Genomic DNA, 22,080 nt, shown 5'->3' with positions numbered 1-22,080 from the left:
AACAGGACGGCCTTCAGAGTATTACCAGGTAGCGCTTTTGCCTAGAAGGTCAGCTTCCACGAGTTCAGGTAGCCGACGTCGGAGCGGTAGATGTCCTGGACCTTGAGCTTCCAGGTGCCGTTGGCGACCTCGGTGGAGGCGTTGACGGTGTAGGTGGCGACCACGTTGTCCGCGGCGTCGTTGGTCGACGAGCCCTTCAAGCGGTAGGTGGAACCATCCGGGGCGACCAGGTCGATGACCACGTCGCCGCGGTAGGGGTGCACCACGTTGACGTCGACCTTGAGCGTCGCCGGGGCGTTGCCCGGGACGCCGGTGACGGTGATCGGGCTGGTGACCGCCGCGCCGCCGTCCGGGATCTGCAGGTCGGCGGTGTTCTCGAAGGAGGTGCCCGGCGTGGTGCCGCCGCCGACCGCGTCCTTGGCGTCGACCCGGCCGTCGCCGTAGAAGTTGTTCTTGGCGGTGGTGCCCGCGCAGCGGCTGTCGGAGCAGGCCAGGTCGTCGGCGTCGGTGGCCAGCTTGGCGCGGACCTGGGCCGGGGTCAGCGCCGGGTTGACGCTGAGGATGAGCGCGGCGACGCCCGCGACGTGCGGGGAGGCCATCGAGGTGCCGGAGGAGTTGCCGTAGGTGCCGCCGGGCAGCGTCGAGTACACGTTGTCACCGGGGGCGGCGACGACGATCTTGTCGGTGCCGAAGTTGGAGAACGACGACTTGACGTTGGAAGAGTTGATCGACGACACGGCCAGCACGCTCGGCAGCTCGTTCGGCACGGCGAGGCAGGCGTTGGTGACCGGCCTGCTCGCGGGCGTCGAGTCGTTGGGGCTGGTGGTGTCGGTGGTCTTGTTCGCCAGGTCGATGTTCTCGTTGCCCGCGGCGGCGACGTTGAGCACGCCCTTGCCCTCGGCGTAGGCGGCGGCGCGCTTGACGCCCTCCAGGATCGCGGCCTGGTCGGCGTTGCTCGGGCAGTTGAACAGCCACGGGTCGGTGTAGTAGCTGTTGTTGGTGATCTTGAAGCCCTGGTCGCCGGAGAACACGAACGCGCAGATGGTGTTCTCGGCGAAGAACAGGCCGCTGGGCGCCTCGGCGATGCGGACCGACGCGATCTTGACGCTCGGCGCGACGCCGACCATGCCCTTGCCGTTCTTGGCCGCGGCGATGGTGCCCGCGACGTGCGTGCCGTGCGTGCCCTCCGGTCGCCACGAGCCGACGCGGGTGTCGAGCTTGCCGTAGGCGCACGAGGCCGACTTCGAGGCGTCGAAGTTCGCCTTGAGGTCGTAGTGCTGGTCGTCGACGCCGGTGTCGAGGACGCCGACGGTGACCGAGGGGGACCCGGTGGTGACGGCCCACGCCTGGTCGGCCTTGATCTGGGTCATGTCCGCGCGGTTGGTCTCGGCCGCGGTGGGGGTCGTCTGGGTCGGCGACGCCGGGATCGGCGGGTTGCTGGCCTGGGCGGGCAGGTCGCTGGTGCGGGTGGCACCGACCTGCTGGACACCGCTGACGGCGCGCATCTTGGTGGCGAAGTCGGTGGCCGTCGAGTGCGCCACGATGACGCCGATGACGTCATAAGAGGCGAAGACAGTGCCGCCGTTGGTCGCTACCGCTGACTTGGCACCCGCGGTGTTGTTCGGCGCGGTGATGACCAGGTAAGAGCGCAGACCGGCCTGGGCCGCCGCGGGAGCGGCCGGGGAAAAGGGGACGCCGGGGGCGGCGGTGGCCGGGACGGACAACCCGACCACGGCGCAGGCACCGACCGCGGCGACTACCGCCGTGCGGCGGAGCCGGGAGTGGGAACGCAGGAACACGGCTTTCCTCCACAGGTGAAGGTCCCCCCGGTCGCTGCTGACCGGGGTGCAGGGTGAACCCTTCACCCACACAGGAGGAGATTGTCATGCCAATGGGACGCCGGACCGGAAGAAATTACCCGAACGGGTCCTAGGAGAACTCGATCGTTGTACCGACCGGGTGTACTTCGAACCGAGAGTTCTCCGGTCCGAGGGTGCTGAATCGGTAATGCGCGATGTCGACACCCTTCTGGCTGGCGGTCTGGTCGTGGATCGGCAAAGCGATCTTCGGCGATACCGCGCGGTAGAAGTCGATCGCCTCACCGAGGCGCAGCCACGGCGCGTCCACGGGCAGCCCGAGGATGGAGATCTCCTGGTCGGGCACGAAAAGGGAGTCGCCGGGGTGGTAGAACGCGCCGTCGTCGACCACATAGCCGAGGTTGGGCGGGATGACGATGTCGGCGTGGATGAGCGCGTGCACGCCACCCACAGCGGTGACGGCAGAACCACCCAACCGTATGACGTCACCCGTGTTGGCGACGCGGGCCTGGAGACCGGCCTTGGCGGCCTCGGGTGCCGTCCCGGGGTCGACGACCAGCTCGGCGTGCTGGTTGGCGGCCATCAGCGCGGGCAGCCGCTCCGGGTCGAAGTGGTCGAGGTGCTGGTGGGTGATGAGCACGCCGTCGAGGTCGCGCAGGTCTTCGAAGCCGTGCGACCAGACGCCCGGGTCGATCAGCAGCCGGGCGGACCCGGTCTCCAACAGCACGCAGGCGTGGCCGAGATGAGTCACCTTCACGTCGGCCAGGGTATCGCCAGCGGCCGTACTGACCGGTAGCTTCGCGGGATGACGTTCGAGTCGCTCAACCCGGTCACCGACGAGGTCGTGGGTACGCACCCGGTGCACACGGCGCAGCAGGTCGACGCGGCTGTCGCCCGCGCCCGGACGGCCGCCGGGTGGTGGGCTGACCTCGGGTTCGCCGGTCGGGCCGAGCGGCTGACCAGGTGGAAGGGCGTGCTGACCAGGCGCGCGGCGGACCTGGCCGAGGTGGTCAGCGCCGAGACCGGCAAGCCGCACGCCGACGCCATGCTGGAGATCATCCTTGCTGTCGACCACACGGCGTGGGCCGCGCGCAACGCGCCGAAGGTGCTGGGCCGCAAGCGCCGCCCGTCCGGGCTGCTGATGGCCAACCAGACCGCGCGGGTGGAATACCTACCGTTAGGTGTCGTCGGCGTTATCGGTCCGTGGAATTATCCGGTGTTCACCCCAATGGGGTCGATCGCCTACGCATTGGCAGCGGGGAACCCGGTCGTGTTCAAACCGAGCGAATACACCCCCGGCGTCGGGCAGTGGCTGGCGGAGACATTCGCGTCGGTGGTGCCGGAGCACCCGGTGTTCCAACTGATCACCGGATTCGGCGAGACGGGCGCGGCGCTGTGCCGGTCGGGTGTCGACAAGATCGCGTTCACCGGGTCGCCGGGGACCGGGAAGAAGATCATGGCCACGTGCGCGGAGACGCTGACACCGGTCCTGATCGAGGCGGGCGGAAAGGACGCACTCCTCGTCGACTCCGACGCCGACCTGGAAGCCGCCGCCGACGCCGCAGTGTGGGGCGGGATCTCTAACGCCGGGCAGACCTGTGTGGGCATCGAACGGGTCTATGTCCACTCGGCGGTCTACGACAAGTTCGTGTCCCTTGTGGTCGACAAGGCCCGCGCCGTTGAACCTGGCAAGCAGATCGGCCCGATCACCATGCCTAGTCAGGTCGCCATCATCCGAGGCCACATCGCCGACGCCCTCTCTCGTGGCGGCCGCGCGCTCGTTGGCGGCAACGGCTCAGGCAGGTTCGTCGAGCCCACTGTGCTGGTGGACGTACCGGAGGAATCTTCTGCCGTACAGGAGGAAACCTTCGGCCCGACTCTTACCGTCACCAAGGTCGCCTCCATGGACGAGGCCATCACCAAGGCCAACAACACCCGCTACGGCCTAGGCGGCGCTGTCTTCTCCCGCGCCAACGGCCCCGCCCTAGCCCGCCGCCTCCGCGCGGGCATGGTCTCCATCAACTCCGTCATCAGCTTCGCAGGCATCCCCTCCCTCCCCTTCGGCGGCACCGGCGACTCCGGTTTCGGCCGAATCCACGGCCCCGAAGGCCTCCGCGAGTTCGCCCGCCCCCAAGCCACCACCCACCAACGCTTCCGCGCCCCCCTGACCCTCACCAGCTTCACCCGCCCCGAAAAGACCGACACCCGAGTGGCCAAACTCATCACCCTCCTCCACGGCCGCCGCTGACTGGCGGTCATCCAGCGGTAACGCGGCGCTCGCCTGGCCGATGCAACGGGGGCGTATGTCGTTCAGCCGCTGGGAGCACACCATGATCGTCCCCCGGAGAACCAAGGTGGCGGCCCGCCACATGGGACTACTCGCCGGAGCTCTTCTCCTTACCCTGACCGCTTGTGGTTCCCCCACCGCAAGCCAGCCAACGGTCTCGTCTACCGCCACGACGACGACCACAACCACTACGACCACGACCACGACCACGACCACGACGACACTGGTTCCGACAACGACAACGACCACTGAGGTCCCCGCGCCGCCGCCTCCGCCGCCCGCGCCTGTGCCGGTTCCGACCACTGCGGTGAAGAAGCCCGCGGTGACAACGACAACCGCGCGTCCTGCGCCGAAGCCTGCGGCGCCGAAGCCCACGACGACGGTGGCCAAGCCCGCGTCGAACTGCAATCCCAACTACTCGCCGTGCGTTCCCAACGCCAGCGACGTCGACTGTGCGGGTGGCTCGGGCAACGGCCCCGCGTACGTCAAGGGCCCTATTCGCATCATCGGCTCCGACCCGTACGGCCTAGACGCCGACGGCGACGGCATCGCCTGCGAGAAGTAGGGCGCTAGAGCCCGAACGCCCGCTCCACCAGGCCGTCGACGACGGTCGGGTCACCGCGGCCCTCAACCAACTCTCTTACCGCGTCCACAACCTCTTGTGCTGCCGCGGTTCCAGGGTCAGGTAGAGGGAACCGCTCCACGTATTGGGTGATCCACCGTCGTCGGCCGGAGTACAGGCGATTGCCGCACACCTCGTCGTAGAACCGCAGGCCCAGCGCGGAGTTCGCCACCCCGACCATCAGGTACGCCAGCCGCTCGTCCCCGATGTCCGCCAGCGAGATCCAATAGCAATCCCCGTTGACGACCGCCCCCGACCGGTCATAAGCGAACCGCGCCCGTTCGCTGATGTCCGGGAAAACGACCTTCGGCACGCCCCACAACCCCGGCCGTTGCGGCACCCAGATCTCCCACCAGGCCCGCCCGGCGGCCGTGACGTACTTCCGTCCTTTCAGCCGCTCGGCGTGGGATTCCAGATAGGCCATGGCCTGGGGGAACTCGGCCATGTCGACCAGCCTCCGGCGGACGCTGGTGAGGTCGTACGGGTACAGGACGCTCGTGCGCGGCCGCCCGATCCGCCACGGCTCGACGTCCTCGTGGGTGAGCAGGGGCCGCACCAGCTCCGGTTCGACGCCGCGCCACTCGTCCCGGATGAACACGGCGTCGGCGGTGGTCTTGATGCCGACCCGGATCCGCGCCACGTCGCCGAAGGTCCGCCAGGTGGCCGCCCCGACCTGGCGGAGCCAGCCGCCGGAGCTGAGCCGCCACGGCTGCGTCGCGTCCAGCCGGTCGGCCAGCTCCCCGACCCGCACGGTGACCGGCTTGCCGCCGTGCTCGACCACGCTGTCGCCGTCGGCGCGCAGGGCCTGGAACAGGGTGTCCGCGCTGGTCGGCGCGGTGCCCTCGGCGCGGTAGGCGCTGGCGAAGCGGCAGTTCCCGGTGACCGGTGTCTTGGTCGCGATGACGATGGCTGGCAGGACGGCGGCGGTGAACAGCCGCGTGTCGCCCAGGTCGTACAGCTCGACCGGGCTGAGCGAGTCGGCCAGCACGCCCCGGACGTTGCCCCCGGCCTTGGTGCTGAGGAACCGGTTGGAGCACAGCAGCCCCATGACGCCGCCCGCCCGCAGCAGCCTCGGGAAGGTGCTGATGAACGGGTGGGTCAGGTCGATCCGGCCTGCCAGGTTGTGGTCCCTGGCCAGGCCGCGCGCCGCTTCCGCCCCCAACTGCTGCGTCCGCACGTACGGCGGGTTCGTGGTGATGACGTCGAACGACGCCGCCGGGAGTCCAGCCGCCGCCGCGATGAAATCGCCCACCCGCCAGGTGCTCGCGAGTCCGCGTTCGGTGGCCCGCTTCTCGGCCAGCCGCACCGCCTCTTCGTCGACGTCGTACCCGACCAGCTCCACCACGGCGTCGGGCCACCTGCGGACGACGGCGGCCGCGGTCGCCAGGATCAGTTCGCCGTCCCCGCAGGCCGGGTCGAGCACGCGGACCACGTCCGCCACCGCCAGGTTCCGCACGATCCCGGACGCGAGGAACTCGGCCAGCCCCACCGGCGTGTAGTGCTTGCCGTGGCGCTTGACCTCGGCCGCGCCCACCCGCTCCCGCCGACCGGCCACGCGGCACCCCCGTCCGTCCTCGGCCCTGATTGTGCCCGGCCACCCGCCGCACCCCCGGGACTGGCCCACCTGACAAAGGCACGACAAGCGCCCGACAATTACCGGAGAATGTTGCCACTTTCGTCGACTTACAACTCTGGATGTCTAATCTCGGGCGCCATGGATGCTTCCCCAGCGGCGGCCAATGAGCCCACTCCGCTACCCCTGGCAGAACTCACCCCGCAATTCTCGTGCACCTTCCTGCGGCATGTCGGAAACAACGCCGCGGAATCGTTCGACGAGCTGGTCCGGTTCGTCCGCGAGTCGGCGAGCGCGCCGGGACGGGCCATCAGCGTGGCGGTCCCGTTCGAGGACCGGCGCACCGGCGACGACGTGATCGACGAGGTCGGCCCGCTCGCCGAGCTCGGCATCGACGACCTGCACCTGTTGGTGCGCAAGGTCGAGCGGCCAGCCGGGTGGATCCCCCGGGAGGCCGGGATCAACGACCTGGAGAACGAGCTGGTGCTCACCGTCCGCCGCGGTGACCTGATCCTGATCAACGGCCCGGCGCCGACCACCAGCCAGCTGCGCAAGTGGATCGACAAGACGCTGAGCCCGTACCGGTTCCTGCCGCCCGAGGTGGTGGCGGGGACGTTCCCGGGTGACGGCAGGGTGCTGTGGCTGCGCGGCATCCACCGCAGGCGCACGACCAAGGCGGACACCAAGACCCTCGGCGGCATGCGCGTGCAGGACACCCTGAACCCGGTCGACGACGGCACCTACGTGGTCAGCGCCGCGAAGGTCGCCTACGACCCCGGCGACCAGAACAGCGTGGTGCGCGACCAGATCACGTTCTCGCCCACCAGGTCCCGGATCTCGTGGAAGCGCGCGGGCAACCTCAGGGTGTTCCTGCTGGCCGCCGCGGAGATCTTCGACCTGCTGGAGAAGGCCCAGGTCGGCGGCAACGCCGCCGAGCCGCTGTCGCCGAGCCTGGCGGTGGTCGAGACGGACCTGAGCCGGGTGCGCGGCGCGTACGAGGTCTCGGTGATCGACCCCGACGTGCTCTTGGGCGCGCCGGACGGGGACGAGGACCAGGTGGCGCACGCGGAGGACCTGCTCGACGTGGTGCTGGAGGTGCGGCCGACCGAGAACTCGGCGAGGGCCGTCGTCGACGTGGGGTACGAGGGCGCGAAGGTCGGCTCGATAGCGGTGAGACCCGTCCCGACGCGCGACGGGTTCATCCTGAAGGTGAGTCCCACCAAGGACATCACCCACGCGACGGACTATCAGCAAATCCTCACCGACATGCAGGCGAGCACCCAACTGTCGGTGTACTACGAGTCCGGCCACGTCTACCGCGACGGCCGGATCCTGCGGGACAAGGTGACCAGCGTCCCCTTCCGCGGCGTGGAGTTCGCCGACTTCACCGGCTTCGCGATCACCAGCGAGAAGCCGAAGCGGAACGAGGGCCAGAGCCTGCACGACGCCATCGCCGAGCCCGGCGACGACTCCCTGTTCGCCTGGGTCGTGCAGCGCCACACCGACGGCTGGCTGCTGTGCGACGACGGCGCAGGCGAGGTCGCCGACTTCCTGCACCTCGACAACAACGGCGTGCTCAACGTGATCCACGTCAAGGCGGCGGGCAACTCCACCGAACACCGGGAGATCGCGGTCACCCACTTCGAGCAGGTCGTCAGCCAGGCCGAGAAGAGCCTCGACTACCTGGACAACACCACCCTGGTCGACCACCTCACCACCCGCTCCCGCACCGCGGCGGCCTGGCACAACGGCGACCGGGTCCCGGCCGCCACCGTCATCGACCAACTCCGCGCCCGCGTCGCCTCGGACCTCACCTACGTCACGATCGTCCAACCCCACCTCTACAAACCCGCCTACGACGCCGCCCGAACCGCCGCCGACGCCAACACCCCCACCACCAACTCCCGCCGCCTGGCCCGCCTCGACAACCTCTTCCACACCACCCGAAAATCCATCATCGGCCGCTGCGACGACCTCCGGATCATCGGCTCCACCTGACTCACGACCCGTGGCCACCCGATCGGAATTCACTCGATCGGGTGGTCCGGGGCGAAACAGCCCAATTCGCTCGACCTCCCGTGCTGTCGTGGCACCACACCCACGGGACAGGCGTGGCCGTGGTGCGCGCTGGAGGGTGAACCGCGTGGACAGTCCCAACGACAACAGAAACCCGCCCAGGACGAGTCTTTACGCCTACCTCGGGGCGGCACAGGCCACTGAGTACCGCGCGATCATGGGCCTGTTCACGGGCACGCTGCTGATCGATCTCTCGGCAGGTGAGGTGGCCCACCGACTGGGCGAACAGGGCATCCCCTTGTCGGTGGATGACGCGACGCTGCGTTGCAGGCAGTTGGAGTCGTGGGGCAATCTCGTCCGCGGCGTGCGCGATGCCCGGGTGCCCACGGTCAACGACTTCCTCAAAGCTCGGGGGCGATACCAGGCCTCGAAGCTCGGGGGTCGGGTGCACCGCGACGCCGAGGCGGTGTTGGCGGCGGGCGACGGGGCGCAGGAAGTGGCGCGGGAACTGCTCGGCGCCACGGTCCATCTCCTGGACCAGGTCCTGGACCGGGTCAGCGCACCCGAGCCCGATGCTGTCGCCCTGGCCGCGGACGTGACCACGGTGTTCAACAACCAGCAACTGTTCAACGAGAGCGTCCGCGACTTCTACGCCTACCTCAACGGGATCCTGTCCCGCTACGACCTCGCGGGCGAGGAGTACCACCGGTTCAAGGAACTGCTGCTGGAGTACATCGACCTGATCACCGCGGACGTCTCGCGGCACGCCCCGGCCATCGCTGCCCGGTGCGCTCGGCTGGTGCCCCGGCTCGACGTGGTGCTCGCGACCCTGGACGACCTGCCAGTCCCGACGACACCCGATGGAACCCCGGCGGACCGGTTGCCGGGACGGTGTCGAGCGGACTGGGAGCGGCTGCACGACTGGTACGCGGGGACCACCGGCCGATCCGGTCCGGACACCCTGAGGGCTGCCGCCGACCAGGCGCTGCGGCAGCTGTTGACCAACGCCAAGCGCATGCTCGCCGCGGCGGGGACCGGTGTCAGCAGGCGCGCCGACCTGCTCAGACTTGCCTCGTGGTTCGACGGCGTCGACGCGATCGCCGCCCACCGGCTCTTCGGGGCGACGTTCGGCACCTACCCGGCCCGGCACCTGTCCGGCGGTCCGGAGGAACCCGGTTCACGCGATGGGGCGAGCACGTCGTGGTGGGACGCCAGCCCGGTCGACGTGCCGATCAGCTTGCGGGACCGGGGCGACCGCACCGCCCGTGGTCGGACGTCGTCGGTGCCGGATCCCGGTCTGGACGCCGAGCGGCTGCTCGCACAGGCCAGGGAAGAAGCCAGGGAACGACGGCTCGCGGCCACCGAACTGGTGGCCGCCGGTGAGCTCGACGGGGCACGGGTGAGCCCGGCGGCCCGGGAGCTCGTGCTCGGGCTCCTCAGCGCGTTGTTGGCCCGGCACCAAGACATGGCAGGTCCCGTGGTGGAGACCAACACCGATCTGGACCTGGCCATCGCCGCGCAACCGGTGCCGGACGCGAGCACGACGCTGCACTCGAAGGACGGTGCGATCACGGTCCACGGCTTGCGGCTCGTCGCGCGCCGCCCGGCCAGTGGCGGACGAGCACGATCGGAGCGAACAGCGTGAGCACGCCACCGGGGACTGACGAGCACCAGGCGGAGAACCGCAGGAGAGCGGCACGGGTGCTGTTGATGAACCCCATCATCACCGCGGCTCAGCGACCGGACGACCTCGCGCTGGTGCGCGCCAACGCCGTCGAACTCAAGCGCGTGTTCAACCGGGTCTTGGGCTACCAACTCGTCGTCGAGTCCGGCTTCGCGCGTCTGATCAAGAGCCCGCTGAGTCAGGAGACGGCGGCACGACCTGCGCTGACCCCCAACGGCGCGGAGTTCGCACCGCGGACCTACGCGTACCTCGCCCTGGTGTGCGCGAGCCTGTTGTCCCCGAACACCGGCGAACAGGTGTTGATGAGCGAACTGGTCGACCAGGTCCGAGCCGACGCGGTCACCGCCGGGATCACCACCACCGACGCGACGACCGAGCAGCGGCACCTGGTTCGGGCGATCGGTCTCCTCGTCGACTGGGGTGTTCTGTCCGAAGTAGACGGCTCGGTGGCGGCGTGGGACCACCGGCAGCACGAGGAGGCCCTGCTCGACGTCCACCGCGGGTTGCTGCCCCACCTGCTGACGCGCGGCCTGCGCGATGTCGGCGACCCCACGCACTTGATCGCTGGCACGCTCGGCGATCCGGTGGCGGCTGAGCAGCCGCGGCGCGACCTGCGGCGCAGGCTCGTCGAGAACCCCCTGGTACGCCGCGAAGACCTGCCTGAATCCGAACGGGACGTACTCTCCCGCGAGCGCCGTGAGCTGACCAGGGTGTTGGCGGAGTCGTTCGGACTGGTGCTGGAGGTCCGGTCCGAGGGCGCCTTGGCCTACGACCCCGACGACGAGCTCAGCGACGTCCGGTTCCCGGGGACGGGGACGGTCGCCCACGCCGCGTTGCTGCTGGTGAACGCGTTGACCGACGAACTCCGCCCGACGGGGGCGACCACGGCGGAGGTCGAAGGGCGCACCGTGCCCGGCGTCCTCGCCACGTGGGCACTGGTTCGGTCGTCGCTTGACCTGTTGGTCGAGCAGTACGGCCGCACGTTCGCCAAGGCCCACGTGGCAGACGTCGACCACCTGCGCAGCGAGGTCGTCGCCCTCCTGCAATCGGTGTGCCTGGCGACTGCCGTACCCGACGGCTTGGTGTTGCACCCCGCTGCCGCGAGGTACCGGCCCGAACCGCACCGCGCGCCCGCGAAGACCCGCGCCCAGAGCAGGCTGGACGACGACACACCCACTCTGTTCACCACCGACGCGACGGACCACAGGGGAGAGTCATGACGGCAACGTCGAGCACGGTCGTCGACGGGGGCGAAGAGTTGGTCCTGGGAGCGCAGAAGCACCACACGCACCGGTGGCGGATCAACCGCGCGGGCATCTTGAACGTCTGGTTCTACTACGACACGGAGTTCATCTTCTCCGGTGGTCGGATGATCTTGCGTGGTACCAACGGATCCGGCAAGAGCAGGGCGATGGAGATGCTCCTGCCCTTCGTGCTCGACGCCGACCGCCGCAAGATGGACGCGACCGGCTCCGGCAAGGTCCGGCTGGAAGACCTCATGCGCAACGGTGCCGATGGCCAGACCAACCGGCTCGGCTACCTGTGGCTCGAACTCGCCCGCGAGGTGGAGACCGCCAACGGCCCGGAGCAGCACTTCCGGACCGTCGGCGCCCTCGTGCGGTTCTCCGCGAGCACCGGCGAGGCCAAGCCCTGGTACTTCACCACGACCCAGCGGGTCGGTGCGGAGTTGCGGTTGATCGACGACCGCAGGCAACCACTCTCCCGCGAACGGCTCGGCGAGTTGATCGGCCCCGACCTGATCACCGACCGGCCTGAGGTGCACCGCGAGCGCGTGGCTGCCCTCGTCTTCGGCCTCACCGGACAGACCGCGGGCGAACGCTACGCGGGCCTCTTGCAGTTGTTGCACACACTGCGCGCACCGGACATGGGGAACCGGATCGACGAGGGGAACCTTCCCAAGATCCTCTCTGACGCCTTGCCGCCGCTGTCGGAGGTGACGCTGCGCGAGGCGGGCGAGCGGCTCGACTCGCTGAAGGACTCCCGTGACGAGCAGCGGCGCCTGCTCGAGGCCGTGGAACAGGTGGACGCCCTCCTGGACATCTACCGCCGGTACACCGCGAAGGCGCTCGATGATTCAGCCGAGCTCGCAGCCAAGGCCGCCGCGAAGACGGTCGAGCTGGAGAAAACCGCCCTAGCCGCGAGGCAGGAACACGCGCGGCTCAAGGAGGAGCACGCGGCGACCGTGTCCGCGCTCGAGGAGAAGCGAACCGAGCGCAAGGTCATCGAAGAGACGATCAGCGGCATCGAGAGCTCGGCCCTCTACCGGACCGGACTCGAACTGCACACCCTGGCGGACCTGGTGACCTCGCTCAAGAGGGCCGCGGTGCTGGCGTTGAACGCGGCCAAAGATCGTCGCGATGACGAGACCGGTGCCGTCACGCGAGCCGACATCCAGGTCGAGGTCGCAGTAGCGGAAGGGCGTGCGGTCGACGCACTCCTGGAGCAGACCCGCGACGCGCTCGCGGCGGCCGGTCTGCCTGCTGGATCGCTGCCCACGACGGTACGGGTGGATGCGATACCCGTTGACCCGCAGGAAGAACCGGTGCGCCACGCCGTCGACAGCGCACCCGAGCTCACGGCACGTCCTGCGCACAGCACGCTGCGGATCTCGCCTGATCCGCTCGCCGAGGTGGTGACGAACGTCCGTGATCTCGGAAGGGCCGCGGGTCAGCGGGAGACGCACGCCCGGGGCAGGCTCGAGACGGCGCGGGAGCTGGAGCAGCGCGAGGAGAGGACCAGACGTGCCGAGGAGAAGGCAGAGAACGCGGAACAGCAGGCGGAGGAGGGCGCTGAGCACGCGCTAGCGGCAGCGGACACCCGCGACGACCACGCACGCGAACTGGCCGCGATGTGGCGCAAGTGGACCGTTGACGAGCGCTGCGCCGCCACCCTGGGCGAGGTCGACTGGTCCAGCACGTCGGTGGGTCCGCTGCTCACCGACGCCAACTCGGTGGCCGGATCGCGCGAGCGCAACGACGACCTCCAGCGGCTGGACGCAGCGGCGGTGGAGGCGGCGGGGCCCGCCCGGGCTGCCATCGCCTTCGATCGGGCCGAGGTACGGCAGAGGCAGCAGGATGACGACGCGAACCGGGCCGCGTTGGCCGACGAACGCCGCGGCCTGCTCGCCGAACAGGATCCGGAACCCCAGGCGGCACCTTGGGTCAGCCACGGCCCCACCGGGGGACTGCCGTTGTGGCGAGTCGTCGAGTTCACCGAAGGCGTGCCGGAGCACCGGCGAGCAGGGCTGGAAGCAGCGCTGATGGCGTCGGGTCTGCTGTCCGCCTGGATCACCCCGGATGGGTCGGTGCACGCCGAAACGGGGCAGGTCCTGCTCACGGACGCCGCGCCGAAGGCCCCGACGCCAGTTCACGCGGTGCTGCGGTGGGACGTGGCCAGCGGCCTGCCGGAGCAGGTGGTCACCGGTGTGTTGAGCCGGATCGGCCTGGGTGCGGGACCGGGCACCTGGGTGGACGGCGATGGCCGTTGGGGTGCGGGTCCACTCCGCGGCAGGCACCAGGTCGACCGCGCCAGGCACATCGGAGCGGCTGCCCGTGCCGCGGCCAGGGCGGAGCGGCTCTCCACGATCACCGATCTCCTCGTCAAGCTCGACGAGAACGACACAGCTCGGGAACACGAGCTGCGGCAGCTGGTTCAGCACGAGGAAGACCTCAACCTGTTCGTGCGGTCCTCGCCCTCGTCGAGCACTCTGCTCCAGGCCCGGATGGCGGCGAACAACGCGGACCAGGAGTCCACCAGGCTGGGACGGCTGGCCGGGCAGTTGCGGGGAGCCGCGGTCCAGTCACGCGCCGACCTGACCAGCGACTACCGGGCCCACAGCGAGCAATGCGCGCGGGTCGGGCTTCCCCAGGATCGCCAGGCGTTGACCGAGGTCGTGGACGCCGCACGCGACGCCACCCGGTCCTGCCGGGACTTGGCTGTTCAGCTCGACCGCCTGGACGCGGCGGGGACCAAGCACCAGTCCCTGGTCGGCGAGATCAGCAAGGCATCGGGCAAACGGGTCCACGCCGAGGCGACGGCGGATGGGGCGTGGAGCGAGTGGCACGGCGAGCACGCCAAGTACAGCGCGGTGGCGAAGACTGTCGGCGCTGATATCGCCGACGTGCAAACGAAGCTCCAGGTGGCCAAGCGCGACCTGGGCACGGTGCGAAACGAGCTTGGCACCCTCGACCGCAAGGAACGGCGGCTCGGTGAGGAGTCCACCAGGGCGCACGGGCGCACAGCGCGGGCCGCGGAGCATCTCGACGACGGTACGAAGGCCATGCGGCTGGAGGTCGACCAGCTCCACCGCAAGGCCCACGTCTCCGGCGTGTTCCAGGCGGCGTGCAGGCGAGTCGACGCGCTGCCCCCTGAGCTCCCCGAGTCCTCGGCGGCCGCAGCAGTGATCACCTACGCCCGGCAGGTCCAAACGGCGTTGGACCGCGGTGGGGCCGCCGTCGACGAAGGCGCCCTGATGCGTGCCCTGCGGTTGGCGGGCAACGAGCTCACCAACACCTTCGACCTGAACCACGACCTCGTGGCAGGCATCTGGCAGGTCGAGCTGACCGACGCGACCGGCCGTCATCCCGTGGCGCTCGCGGCGGAGAACCTGCGAGAACGCGCCGAGCGCGCGGGAGGCGCGCTCAGCACCCGGGAGCACCAGGTCTTCACCGACTTCGTGGTGGGCGGCGTCGGCGAGGAGTTGCGCCGACGGCTCGCGCAGGCCGAGCACCTGGTGAAGGCGATGAACCTCAGCCTGGCTGACATCCGGACCAGCCACGGCATCGGCGTGCGGCTGCGCTGGGTGCTGACCGAGGACGCCGACAGCCGCGTGGCCCGCATACGCGAACTGGTGCGGGCGAGCTCGGTGGTGCGCTCGCCGGAGGAGACCGCCGAGCTGATCGCACTCCTCAAGGAACGGGTCGACGAGGAGTTCGCCAGGGACGCCGACGGCGGCTACCGCGCCCACGTGGGCACCGCCGTGGACTACCGGCAGTGGCACCGGGTCGAGGTGATCATCACCGGCCCGGCACCCGGCCAGGAGCGCAAGATCAACAGGCGCGCGAAGCTGTCCCAGGGCGAGACCCGGTTCGTGTCCTACGTCGCGCTGTTCGCCGCCGCCGACGCGTACCTGTCCGGGCTCCCCGACACCGACCTGGCCCTGCGGCTGATCCTGCTCGACGACGCTTTCGCCAAGGTCGACGACCGCACCATCGGCGAGCTGATGGGCCTGCTCGTGCGCCTGGACCTGGACTTCTGCATGACCGGCCACGCGCTGTGGGGCGACTACGGCCAGGTGCCGAGCCTGGACGTGTACGAGATCCGCCGCTCCGAGGGGACAGCGGCCATCGCGACCCGCGTGCACTGGGACGGGCACACCCAGCACTACCTCAAGCCGACGAGGTGATCGCCGGTGTCGACCATCCCGCCCGCGCTGCGCACCTACCTGTCGACGCCGGACTTGGCGCCGACCTGGGCCGCCCTGCGGGACAGGTTGGGGCGCAACGGGCTCTCGGCCACCGGCTCGATCCGCGTCGAGCTCAGCTACCAGGCGGCCGACACCCTGTCCGGTGTACTGCGGCGGTCCGTGCAGGTGGGGGCGGTGCGCCTGAACCTCGCCGAGCTGGACACAGCCTTGCGCGCGTCAGCCGCGGGGCGGGGGCTCGTCGCGGTGGTAGCCGAACTCACCGGCGGCGCCATCACCGACACCAAGGCGGCGAACGCGGCACGGACCGCGTCCCGCCAAGGGCTGTGGGAGTGCTGGGAGTCGGAGTTGGTCGAATCCGGGCTGGCGGCGGCCCCGTGGGTCGCGCAGTGGCAGGACGGAGTCCGGCGCACCGGCCTGCTCACCCGCGCCGGGGCATCGGCACCAGCGGTGATCCGGCAGTCGATGACGGTCCTGCGCACCTTGGCGCAGGTCGTCCCCCTGGGGTCCCCGCAGCCCGAGGCGGTGCGCCAGGCCGTTCCCGCTGACCCGGCGTTCGAACTCGGGGAACTCGCGAGTCGGTGCTGCGTGGACGCGCACGCACTCGACGACGGACAGCTGACGAGCGCCCTGGTGCTCCGCGCTGTCGCAGCGGCCACCGACGAGGCCGTGCCGACCACGGCCGCCCGGCGCCGGGAGATGTGGACCTCGGTCGGCGTCACACCGGACTCAGTGTCCGGGACCCTCCTGGTCTGGGCACTCAGGCCGCCGGGGCCGTCCCCGTGGGCGGCGATGATGCGGGCCCGTGCGGACCTCGGCCTGGTAACGCACATAACGCTTCAGGAGTGGTCCAGCGCTCGCGGACTTGCTTGGGCCGCGGAGGGCTCCGAGGTGTTCGTGTGCGAGAACCCGCAAGTCGTCCAAGCGGCGGCCCGTGCGGAAGTATCCGGTCCGCTGCTGTGCACCTCCGGAAACCCGGCGACCGTCGCGGCCTTGGCGATGGACAAACTCGTCGAAGACGGCATCCGCGTCGCCTACCACGGTGACTTCGACCCGCCGGGGCTCCGCATCGCGAGCCGCCTCTACTCCCGAGGCGTGGTTCCTTGGCGCTACGCGGATGTGGACTACGTCGAGGCTGTCGCAGCGATCGACCCGGCAACGACGTTTGCGTTCACCGGCGAAGTACCGGGAACGCCGTGGAGCCCTCGCCTGGAGGCAGTGATGCGGACCCACAAAGTGGCTGTCCACGAAGAGGCAGTCCTGGAACACCTGATGACTGACCTGGGTTCCTGACGCAGCCAGCGGCGATGTACTGGCCCATGTGCTGGACGAAGGCGTCCACAGAGGTCGCGTTGAGGATGTCTGTGCGGAGGACCTCGATCGACCGGAGGTGTTGCGTGCGGCGGAGTTGTTCGGACGCGTTCGCCCAGCAGAGGTGGTCGGTGGTCGGGTCGTACACGATGCAGACGACGGGGGCGTTGGCCTTGCGCCAGGAGTCGCGGTGCTGGCGGACGCGGACGCGGTATCCCCGGGCGCTGCGGTAGGAGGCCCCGCCCTTGACCTGGACGGCGATGGTGTAGCCGGTGGGGCGGCGGGACTCGTTGAGGCTGACGTAGAGGTCTTCGCCGAAGTCGTTGTGGCCGTCGATGCGCTGGACGACGTGGCCGCTCTCCTGGAACAGGGACGTCACCCGGTTGATCGCGCGATCCGCCACGACCCGCCGGTGGTCGACCATCGTGCGGTAGCTGAAAACAGCGCGATCTCGGCATATCGCGGACAAGCTCATGCGGGCATCCATCCGGTTCGTGCGGGAACTTTCCGGAACCCAGTGAATCAACGAGCCGATATCAGCGTCTGGAGAATTGCCCTCAGCTCATCGCGCCCCGGTCGTCGTCGGCGGTGTGCCGAACGAGGGCGCGCAACTGCCCCTGCACGTCGGCCAACCGGGACAGGACCTCGTCGAGCCGCAGTTCCAGCACGTTGAGCTGGGCCCGCATCCGCTCCTCCTCGGTGGCCGGAGCGCCCACGCTCAGCGGGGTCTGCCCGTTGAGGACCGCGTTGAGGTGGTCGGGGTGCAGCTCGAGCGCGATCGACAGCGCCTCCAGCGTCCGAGCACTGCGACGGCGCTCCACCGTGTGGTACTGCAACTCCCGGATGATGGCCTGCGACACCTGCGACCGCTCCGCCAACTCCCGCTGCCGCCACCCGAGCTCCCTCAGCCGCACCGCGATGACCCCCGCGACCGCCGCCCAATCCTCCGACACGCATTCCTCCGCGCTTCGCCTCCACGCAGACATTAGCCGTCAACGGGCTGATTTACGCCCTCCATAAGCCCGTGTCGAACACCCCTCGGCAAACTGGCCAATTTCAGCTCAACCTTCCGCTGAAATCCAAAAGGAGTCCCAATTCCTCTTATCAGAACAAGATAGAGGCCACATTCTTCGCCCACACACACGATCTCATTCGCGCAGGATAGACCTATGTCGAGAAAGGAGCGTTGCACCTAAGAGCCCTTCAGACTTGGGCCAGCACTACCCTCGGGCAAGAACCGCGAGCGGGTACGCGCCTACGCCGAGAGTCTGTGGAACGAGCCAGCGGTAGTGGTGTTCCTGGGAGAGGTGAGGCCCCGAGTTCGCCGTCCCCGGCAGGCGCGGGGACGGCACCATCACGGGTACCCGACAATCGCAAGCATCGCCTTAACCCTCGGAGGCGGCGAACTGGTCAACGCTTTCGCCCGCGACGGCAGGGTCTCCGGCCCCGCGCAACGCCCAAGCCCTGCCTCTGGTCGATGCCGCCAGATCCGCCCCCCCTGGCTCGCCCACTCTCCCTCACACACCGCCATCATCGACGCCGGTCCTCACCACCCCGAACTCCGCTGGCAAGCCACCAAGCCCAGAACCCTCCGACTGATCCTCACCCAACGCAGACTGACCTGGCCCGACGGCTCCGAGTTCGGCTACGCACTGTCCACCGCCGAAGCCAACTACCAAGTCCGCCTCCGCCGCCTCTGACCGAGTTCCCATGGCTCGAACGGATTCGCGCTCATCGACGTGGATCTGGCGAGCACGGGTCTGCCTGCGGCACACAGCGAAACTGCCGCTCTCCCCGAGGCTGTATGAATCACATCTCGTCGAGCACTGCGACATCAGGGTGAAAATTCCGAGAACCCCGCTTGCCTGAGCGGACTCCATCTAGCGTCGGCAGCGCTCGTTGATTTTCCCGATAAGCACAGATCTTGGGGGATAGGTGCGAATCTCAGAACTATCCGCGCGAGCGTGCGCGATAATCATGACCGCCTCGGCCTTCGTCGCGATCGGACTCCCGACCGCCGCGTACGCCGAAACAGATCAGGTCCCGGTCGACCTGGCAGGCGGCACCGTTGTCTCGACCACGTTCCGGTACGGACCGCTCAACGACATCGACAGCACTGCGCAACGTGGTGCCCGGCTCGACCGCGGGGTCACGCTGGAGGCGCTGCGCCAGGAAGACCGTGACAGCACGGCACGTTACCGGTCGAACTACGACGTGTCCGGCGCGACACGCTCCCAGGCCGGTTGGACGCCGCCCCCGTTCGAGTACGACTACATCGAAACGGTGGACGAGTGCGAGGACCACCCGGAATCCGGCTCGGCAGCGGGGTGGATCAAGAACCACTATGCGTTCTGCCGCATCATGAAGGGCGAGCGGGTGGACCGGGTCTGCCTCCTCGGCCGGTGCTTCAACCTGACGTCGTCCTTCCACGTCAACATCCTCGGTTTCGGCTCCGAGCGCGACCGCAAGGTACGGGTCGTGACCACCGTGTCCGACATCCGGACCAGCAGCCCGGCGCTCCAGGTGGGCACCGTCGTCAGGATTGGCAACCCGTGCGCCTCGTTGGGCACGACGGACAACTGCGTGCTGGACCGCAACACCCCCGCCTCGGTCGAGAAGACCCTCGCGGAATGGCGGGTGCAGAGCTTCTTCAGCACCGGCTACGCCTCGGTCGCACCGCCGGAGGGCGACCCGACCAACCCGAACCGACTCGGCTACATGGACTTCTGGTCGGAGGCGTCGGCTTTCGTTCCCGAACTACCCAACTCCCGACCGGTGACCATCTCCAGCCCGCGGCAGAAGGTCCGCTACGACACAGTCCGGTACCTGAGCCAGAACGGCTTCAACGGCGCCATCTTCAGCAATGTGCGCGCCGTCATGCCCTACCCGGTCGACCGGCCGGAGTTCACCGCGATGACGCAGGAGGCGGCGCACATCGACTTCGCCCAGACCCAACCGGGCAGCACCATCCCGGCCAAGGCGGGCAAGGTGATCCCCGGCGCCCTCGACGGCCAGCCGCTGACCAGGTGGTACTTCAACAACTTCGACCAGAACCGGGCGGAGGCCCGCAAGGCCTGCGTCGCGGAGTGGGGGCCCGACTACGCGCAGGGGGGAACCCTGCAGTGCGACGAGTACCCGTTCAACGCCACGCACCAGGGCGCGGCACGTGGTGACGGGAACTTCTCGGTGCGCGTCATCCCGAAGGACGACAACGAAGCGGGCGGCGCCTGGCTGGGCGCCTGGTACTCCTACGACCGCATCCTCGACGGTGATGCCTTCCACGTAGACCCGACACCGTGAGGAACGCAGGGGCGGCCCCGGTTCACCGAGTCCGCCCCTGCGCCTTCCCGGGCCAGAACTGCACCAACCAGTGCTCGAAATGCTCACCGAAGTTGTCCCGATCGCCATTGGCACCAGCATCGGCACGTCCGCGGCTACACGCCCGGATCCGATACACCCCAGGTCCACCAACCGCTACGGACCGGTCAGACGCACCCATGACCTCCACCAGCCGCACGACACCGGAGGTGAGCTGGAGTTCATCCTCCCAGACCGCGTCCCAACTACCCACCAACCCGGGCTCGACCGACCACGCCTCGATCACCACCTTCGCCCAGTGGTGCGTCCCCTCACTGACCAGGTAGACACCATTCACCCCTACCCGCATGGTGTCGGTGTCCCCCAACCCCAACCACGACGGCTCACCCGGCGAAAACCGGTCATCGTCGGCGATGCCGAACTTGTTCCACTCGACCTTGACAGTGTCATCCAAGCGCGCAATCGGTGCCATCGCACGCACATTACCGCAGTGACAACGAGCCTTCGCACAGTTCCTGTACCACCTGCCGCAGCGCATACCGCGCAGTTGAACCGGTCCGCCAAAGATTCGACACCTCTGGCACAAATATTCCCTTGCGCCGATAGCATTCTTCACTTCGGATACTTCGAGGAATTCCCGCACTCGCGCGGTGGAACGTTCCCTGGAGCTAATCCCCGCCGAAGCCCATCGGAACGAGGGGAGGCACCCGTTCCAGGCACGGCCCAGCGGGCCACCAAACCCAACGGCCCTGGCCCAACAGCCATGCCACAACCACCCGCTCCCCCTGCGAGACGATGGGCCTGGAGATCAGGGGGCCTCAACGACGAAGCGGCCGTCGGAGGACGGCCGCTTCACGGGTGAGTAGTGCTGGTGTCCGAGGAGCCATCCCCGTGCTGCCCCTATCGTGACGCCCCATCAGGTCACCGGAACTCAAGTGCCTGAGACGCCCGCGGTGCGAAGTAGCCATGCTCGATGACACCCGCTAGGCCAACCCAGCACCCAGCTCCCACGGGGGTGTCCACAACGCAGTCCACGGGAGGGCGAGGCAGTTCGTCGCTCATGGCTCGGTGAACCTCCTGAACCGTTGCTGGGCAGATCTGGAGGGCGAGGTGGGCACGCACCTCCAACTCTTGGTGGTCTTGGACGCACCTGCTCGGTCTGTGGGCGCAGCGCCAGTGACCCTGACCCTGACCCCACGACGAGAGTGCGGTGGTCGTTGCCAGATGATCTGGTCGCCAAACTTGACTTTCTCGAGAATAGAGGAAGATCGTTCAGCCGGGAAACGCAAACATCGACGAAGCGCAGGCGTGGCTGGACTTGCTGTCGACGCGGTGGTCGATTGACAAACGGGGGAAGTGCCCCTTCACGGAGCAAGCGCATTGCGCAGTACTTCAAGGCGGCACTCGAAGAGGAGTGACATCGCAGTCAGTTGAGATGCGGTTCGCTAGCAGACTAGCGCCATGAGCGCACGCTTGGACAAGTTCTTTACGAACAGGCGCACAGAACTCAGCCACGACCCGTTCGAAGTGCTGCGCCGGTGGCCCTCGTCGGATCCTTTTCCGCAGGCGGCTACAGCGCGGTCGCGCGCGGTGACCCCACAGGCCACCTCAACGGAGTCCGGCGTGGGCGCCGCCGAGACGGTGATCCGCCGCACGGGCTTGCCCCCGCCCGGTGATCCGTCACCGTCGATCGGCTGCGACCGCTGGTACCACCGCCCGGCGGCTTGCCGGCACGCGCTCGACGCAGGCGCCCGTTCCAGCTCAGCGGGTCACAGGCTGCACGCACGCTCGGTCAGCCCGTCGCCGCAGAAAATCTATGGGCGCTGGAGTAGACATCTGGGTCCGAGTGTGTGTAGTATCCTTCTTATACGGAGAAAGATAACGTCAAGCAGGCGCGGGAGATGACGGAACTACCCGCAAGGTGAGACAAGCGGTCGGACAGGACGAGGCCACTGTGTGCACGGGTCTCGACTGGCGATTGGAGCAGTTCCGGGGCCGGATGGAAGATG

14 protein-coding genes and 1 pseudogene are annotated in these 22,080 nt (G+C 68.7%); 9 read left to right on the top strand and 6 right to left on the bottom strand.

What is annotated here, in order from left to right; genetic code table 11:
• Positions 1-41 precede the first annotated feature (41 nt).
• Both LV79_RS05875 and LV79_RS05870 read right to left on the bottom strand, forming a co-directional pair.
• Positions 42-1,799: a S8 family peptidase gene (locus LV79_RS05875; protein WP_253832798.1), complete on the bottom strand. Its 1,758-nt coding sequence runs from the start codon at positions 1,797-1,799 to the stop codon at positions 42-44.
• 130 nt (positions 1,800-1,929) lie between these two features.
• Positions 1,930-2,574, bottom strand: a complete 645-nt coding sequence (locus LV79_RS05870) for an MBL fold metallo-hydrolase (protein WP_253832796.1) — start codon at positions 2,572-2,574, stop codon at positions 1,930-1,932.
• Positions 2,575-2,622: 48 nt separating this feature from the next.
• Here LV79_RS05870 and LV79_RS05865 point away from each other — a divergent pair, with 48 nt between their 5' ends.
• The 3 genes from LV79_RS05865 to LV79_RS05860 all read left to right on the top strand — a co-directional run bounded on the left by LV79_RS05865 (position 2,623) and on the right by LV79_RS05860 (position 4,669).
• Positions 2,623-4,065 (top strand): aldehyde dehydrogenase family protein, encoded by a 1,443-nt coding sequence (locus tag LV79_RS05865; protein WP_253832794.1) that lies wholly within the window; start codon positions 2,623-2,625, stop codon positions 4,063-4,065.
• A gap of 162 nt (positions 4,066-4,227) precedes the next feature.
• Positions 4,228-4,356 carry a hypothetical protein gene (locus LV79_RS33710; protein ID WP_285469588.1) on the top strand — a complete coding sequence of 43 codons (129 nt, stop codon included), beginning with the start codon at positions 4,228-4,230 and terminating at the stop codon, positions 4,354-4,356.
• A gap of 70 nt (positions 4,357-4,426) precedes the next feature.
• Complete coding sequence (locus tag LV79_RS05860) at positions 4,427-4,669, top strand: hypothetical protein (RefSeq protein ID WP_253832792.1); 243 nt, start codon at positions 4,427-4,429, stop codon at positions 4,667-4,669.
• Positions 4,670-4,673: 4 nt separating this feature from the next.
• Here LV79_RS05860 and LV79_RS05855 read toward each other — a convergent pair whose 3' ends face one another.
• Positions 4,674-6,281, bottom strand: coding sequence for an Eco57I restriction-modification methylase domain-containing protein (locus LV79_RS05855; RefSeq protein ID WP_253832790.1), 1,608 nt, complete (start codon positions 6,279-6,281; stop codon positions 4,674-4,676).
• Positions 6,282-6,440: 159 nt separating this feature from the next.
• Between LV79_RS05855 and LV79_RS05850 the strand changes: the two genes are divergently transcribed.
• From LV79_RS05850 to LV79_RS05830, 5 genes are all read left to right on the top strand, one after another.
• Positions 6,441-8,297 (top strand): hypothetical protein, encoded by a 1,857-nt coding sequence (locus LV79_RS05850; protein ID WP_253832788.1) that lies wholly within the window; start codon positions 6,441-6,443, stop codon positions 8,295-8,297.
• Positions 8,298-8,442: 145 nt separating this feature from the next.
• Positions 8,443-9,960 carry a TIGR02677 family protein gene (locus LV79_RS05845; protein WP_253832786.1) on the top strand — a complete coding sequence of 506 codons (1,518 nt, stop codon included), beginning with the start codon at positions 8,443-8,445 and terminating at the stop codon, positions 9,958-9,960.
• Positions 9,957-11,219, top strand: coding sequence for a TIGR02678 family protein (locus LV79_RS05840; protein WP_253832784.1), 1,263 nt, complete (start codon positions 9,957-9,959; stop codon positions 11,217-11,219). Before LV79_RS05845 ends, LV79_RS05840 begins: the two co-directional genes overlap by 4 nt.
• Positions 11,216-15,424 carry a TIGR02680 family protein gene (locus LV79_RS05835; protein WP_253832782.1) on the top strand — a complete coding sequence of 1,403 codons (4,209 nt, stop codon included), beginning with the start codon at positions 11,216-11,218 and terminating at the stop codon, positions 15,422-15,424. Before LV79_RS05840 ends, LV79_RS05835 begins: the two co-directional genes overlap by 4 nt.
• A gap of 6 nt (positions 15,425-15,430) precedes the next feature.
• Positions 15,431-16,735 carry a TIGR02679 domain-containing protein gene (locus LV79_RS05830; protein WP_253832780.1) on the top strand — a complete coding sequence of 435 codons (1,305 nt, stop codon included), beginning with the start codon at positions 15,431-15,433 and terminating at the stop codon, positions 16,733-16,735.
• A 49-nt stretch (positions 16,736-16,784) separates the two neighbouring features.
• Here LV79_RS05830 and LV79_RS33705 read toward each other — a convergent pair.
• Positions 16,785-17,177: pseudogene (locus LV79_RS33705) on the bottom strand (DUF4365 domain-containing protein); the annotation flags it as partial.
• 133 nt (positions 17,178-17,310) lie between these two features.
• Positions 17,311-17,706 carry a helix-turn-helix domain-containing protein gene (locus LV79_RS05820; protein ID WP_253832778.1) on the bottom strand — a complete coding sequence of 132 codons (396 nt, stop codon included), beginning with the start codon at positions 17,704-17,706 and terminating at the stop codon, positions 17,311-17,313.
• A gap of 1,024 nt (positions 17,707-18,730) precedes the next feature.
• Here LV79_RS05820 and LV79_RS05815 point away from each other — a divergent pair.
• Complete coding sequence (locus LV79_RS05815) at positions 18,731-20,053, top strand: NucA/NucB deoxyribonuclease domain-containing protein (RefSeq protein WP_253832776.1); 1,323 nt, start codon at positions 18,731-18,733, stop codon at positions 20,051-20,053.
• A gap of 22 nt (positions 20,054-20,075) precedes the next feature.
• Here the strand turns inward: LV79_RS05815 and LV79_RS05810 are convergent, their stop codons facing one another.
• The gene (locus tag LV79_RS05810; protein WP_253832774.1) at positions 20,076-20,714 is read right to left on the bottom strand and encodes a hypothetical protein; all 639 of its coding nucleotides are present in this window, start codon (positions 20,712-20,714) and stop codon (positions 20,076-20,078) included.
• Positions 20,715-22,080 lie beyond the last annotated feature (1,366 nt).

It is taken from the genome of Actinokineospora globicatena (genome assembly GCF_024171945.1).
Classification (GTDB): domain Bacteria; phylum Actinomycetota; class Actinomycetes; order Mycobacteriales; family Pseudonocardiaceae; genus Actinokineospora; species Actinokineospora globicatena.
This window is presented reverse-complemented; position numbering and strand designations above follow the sequence as displayed.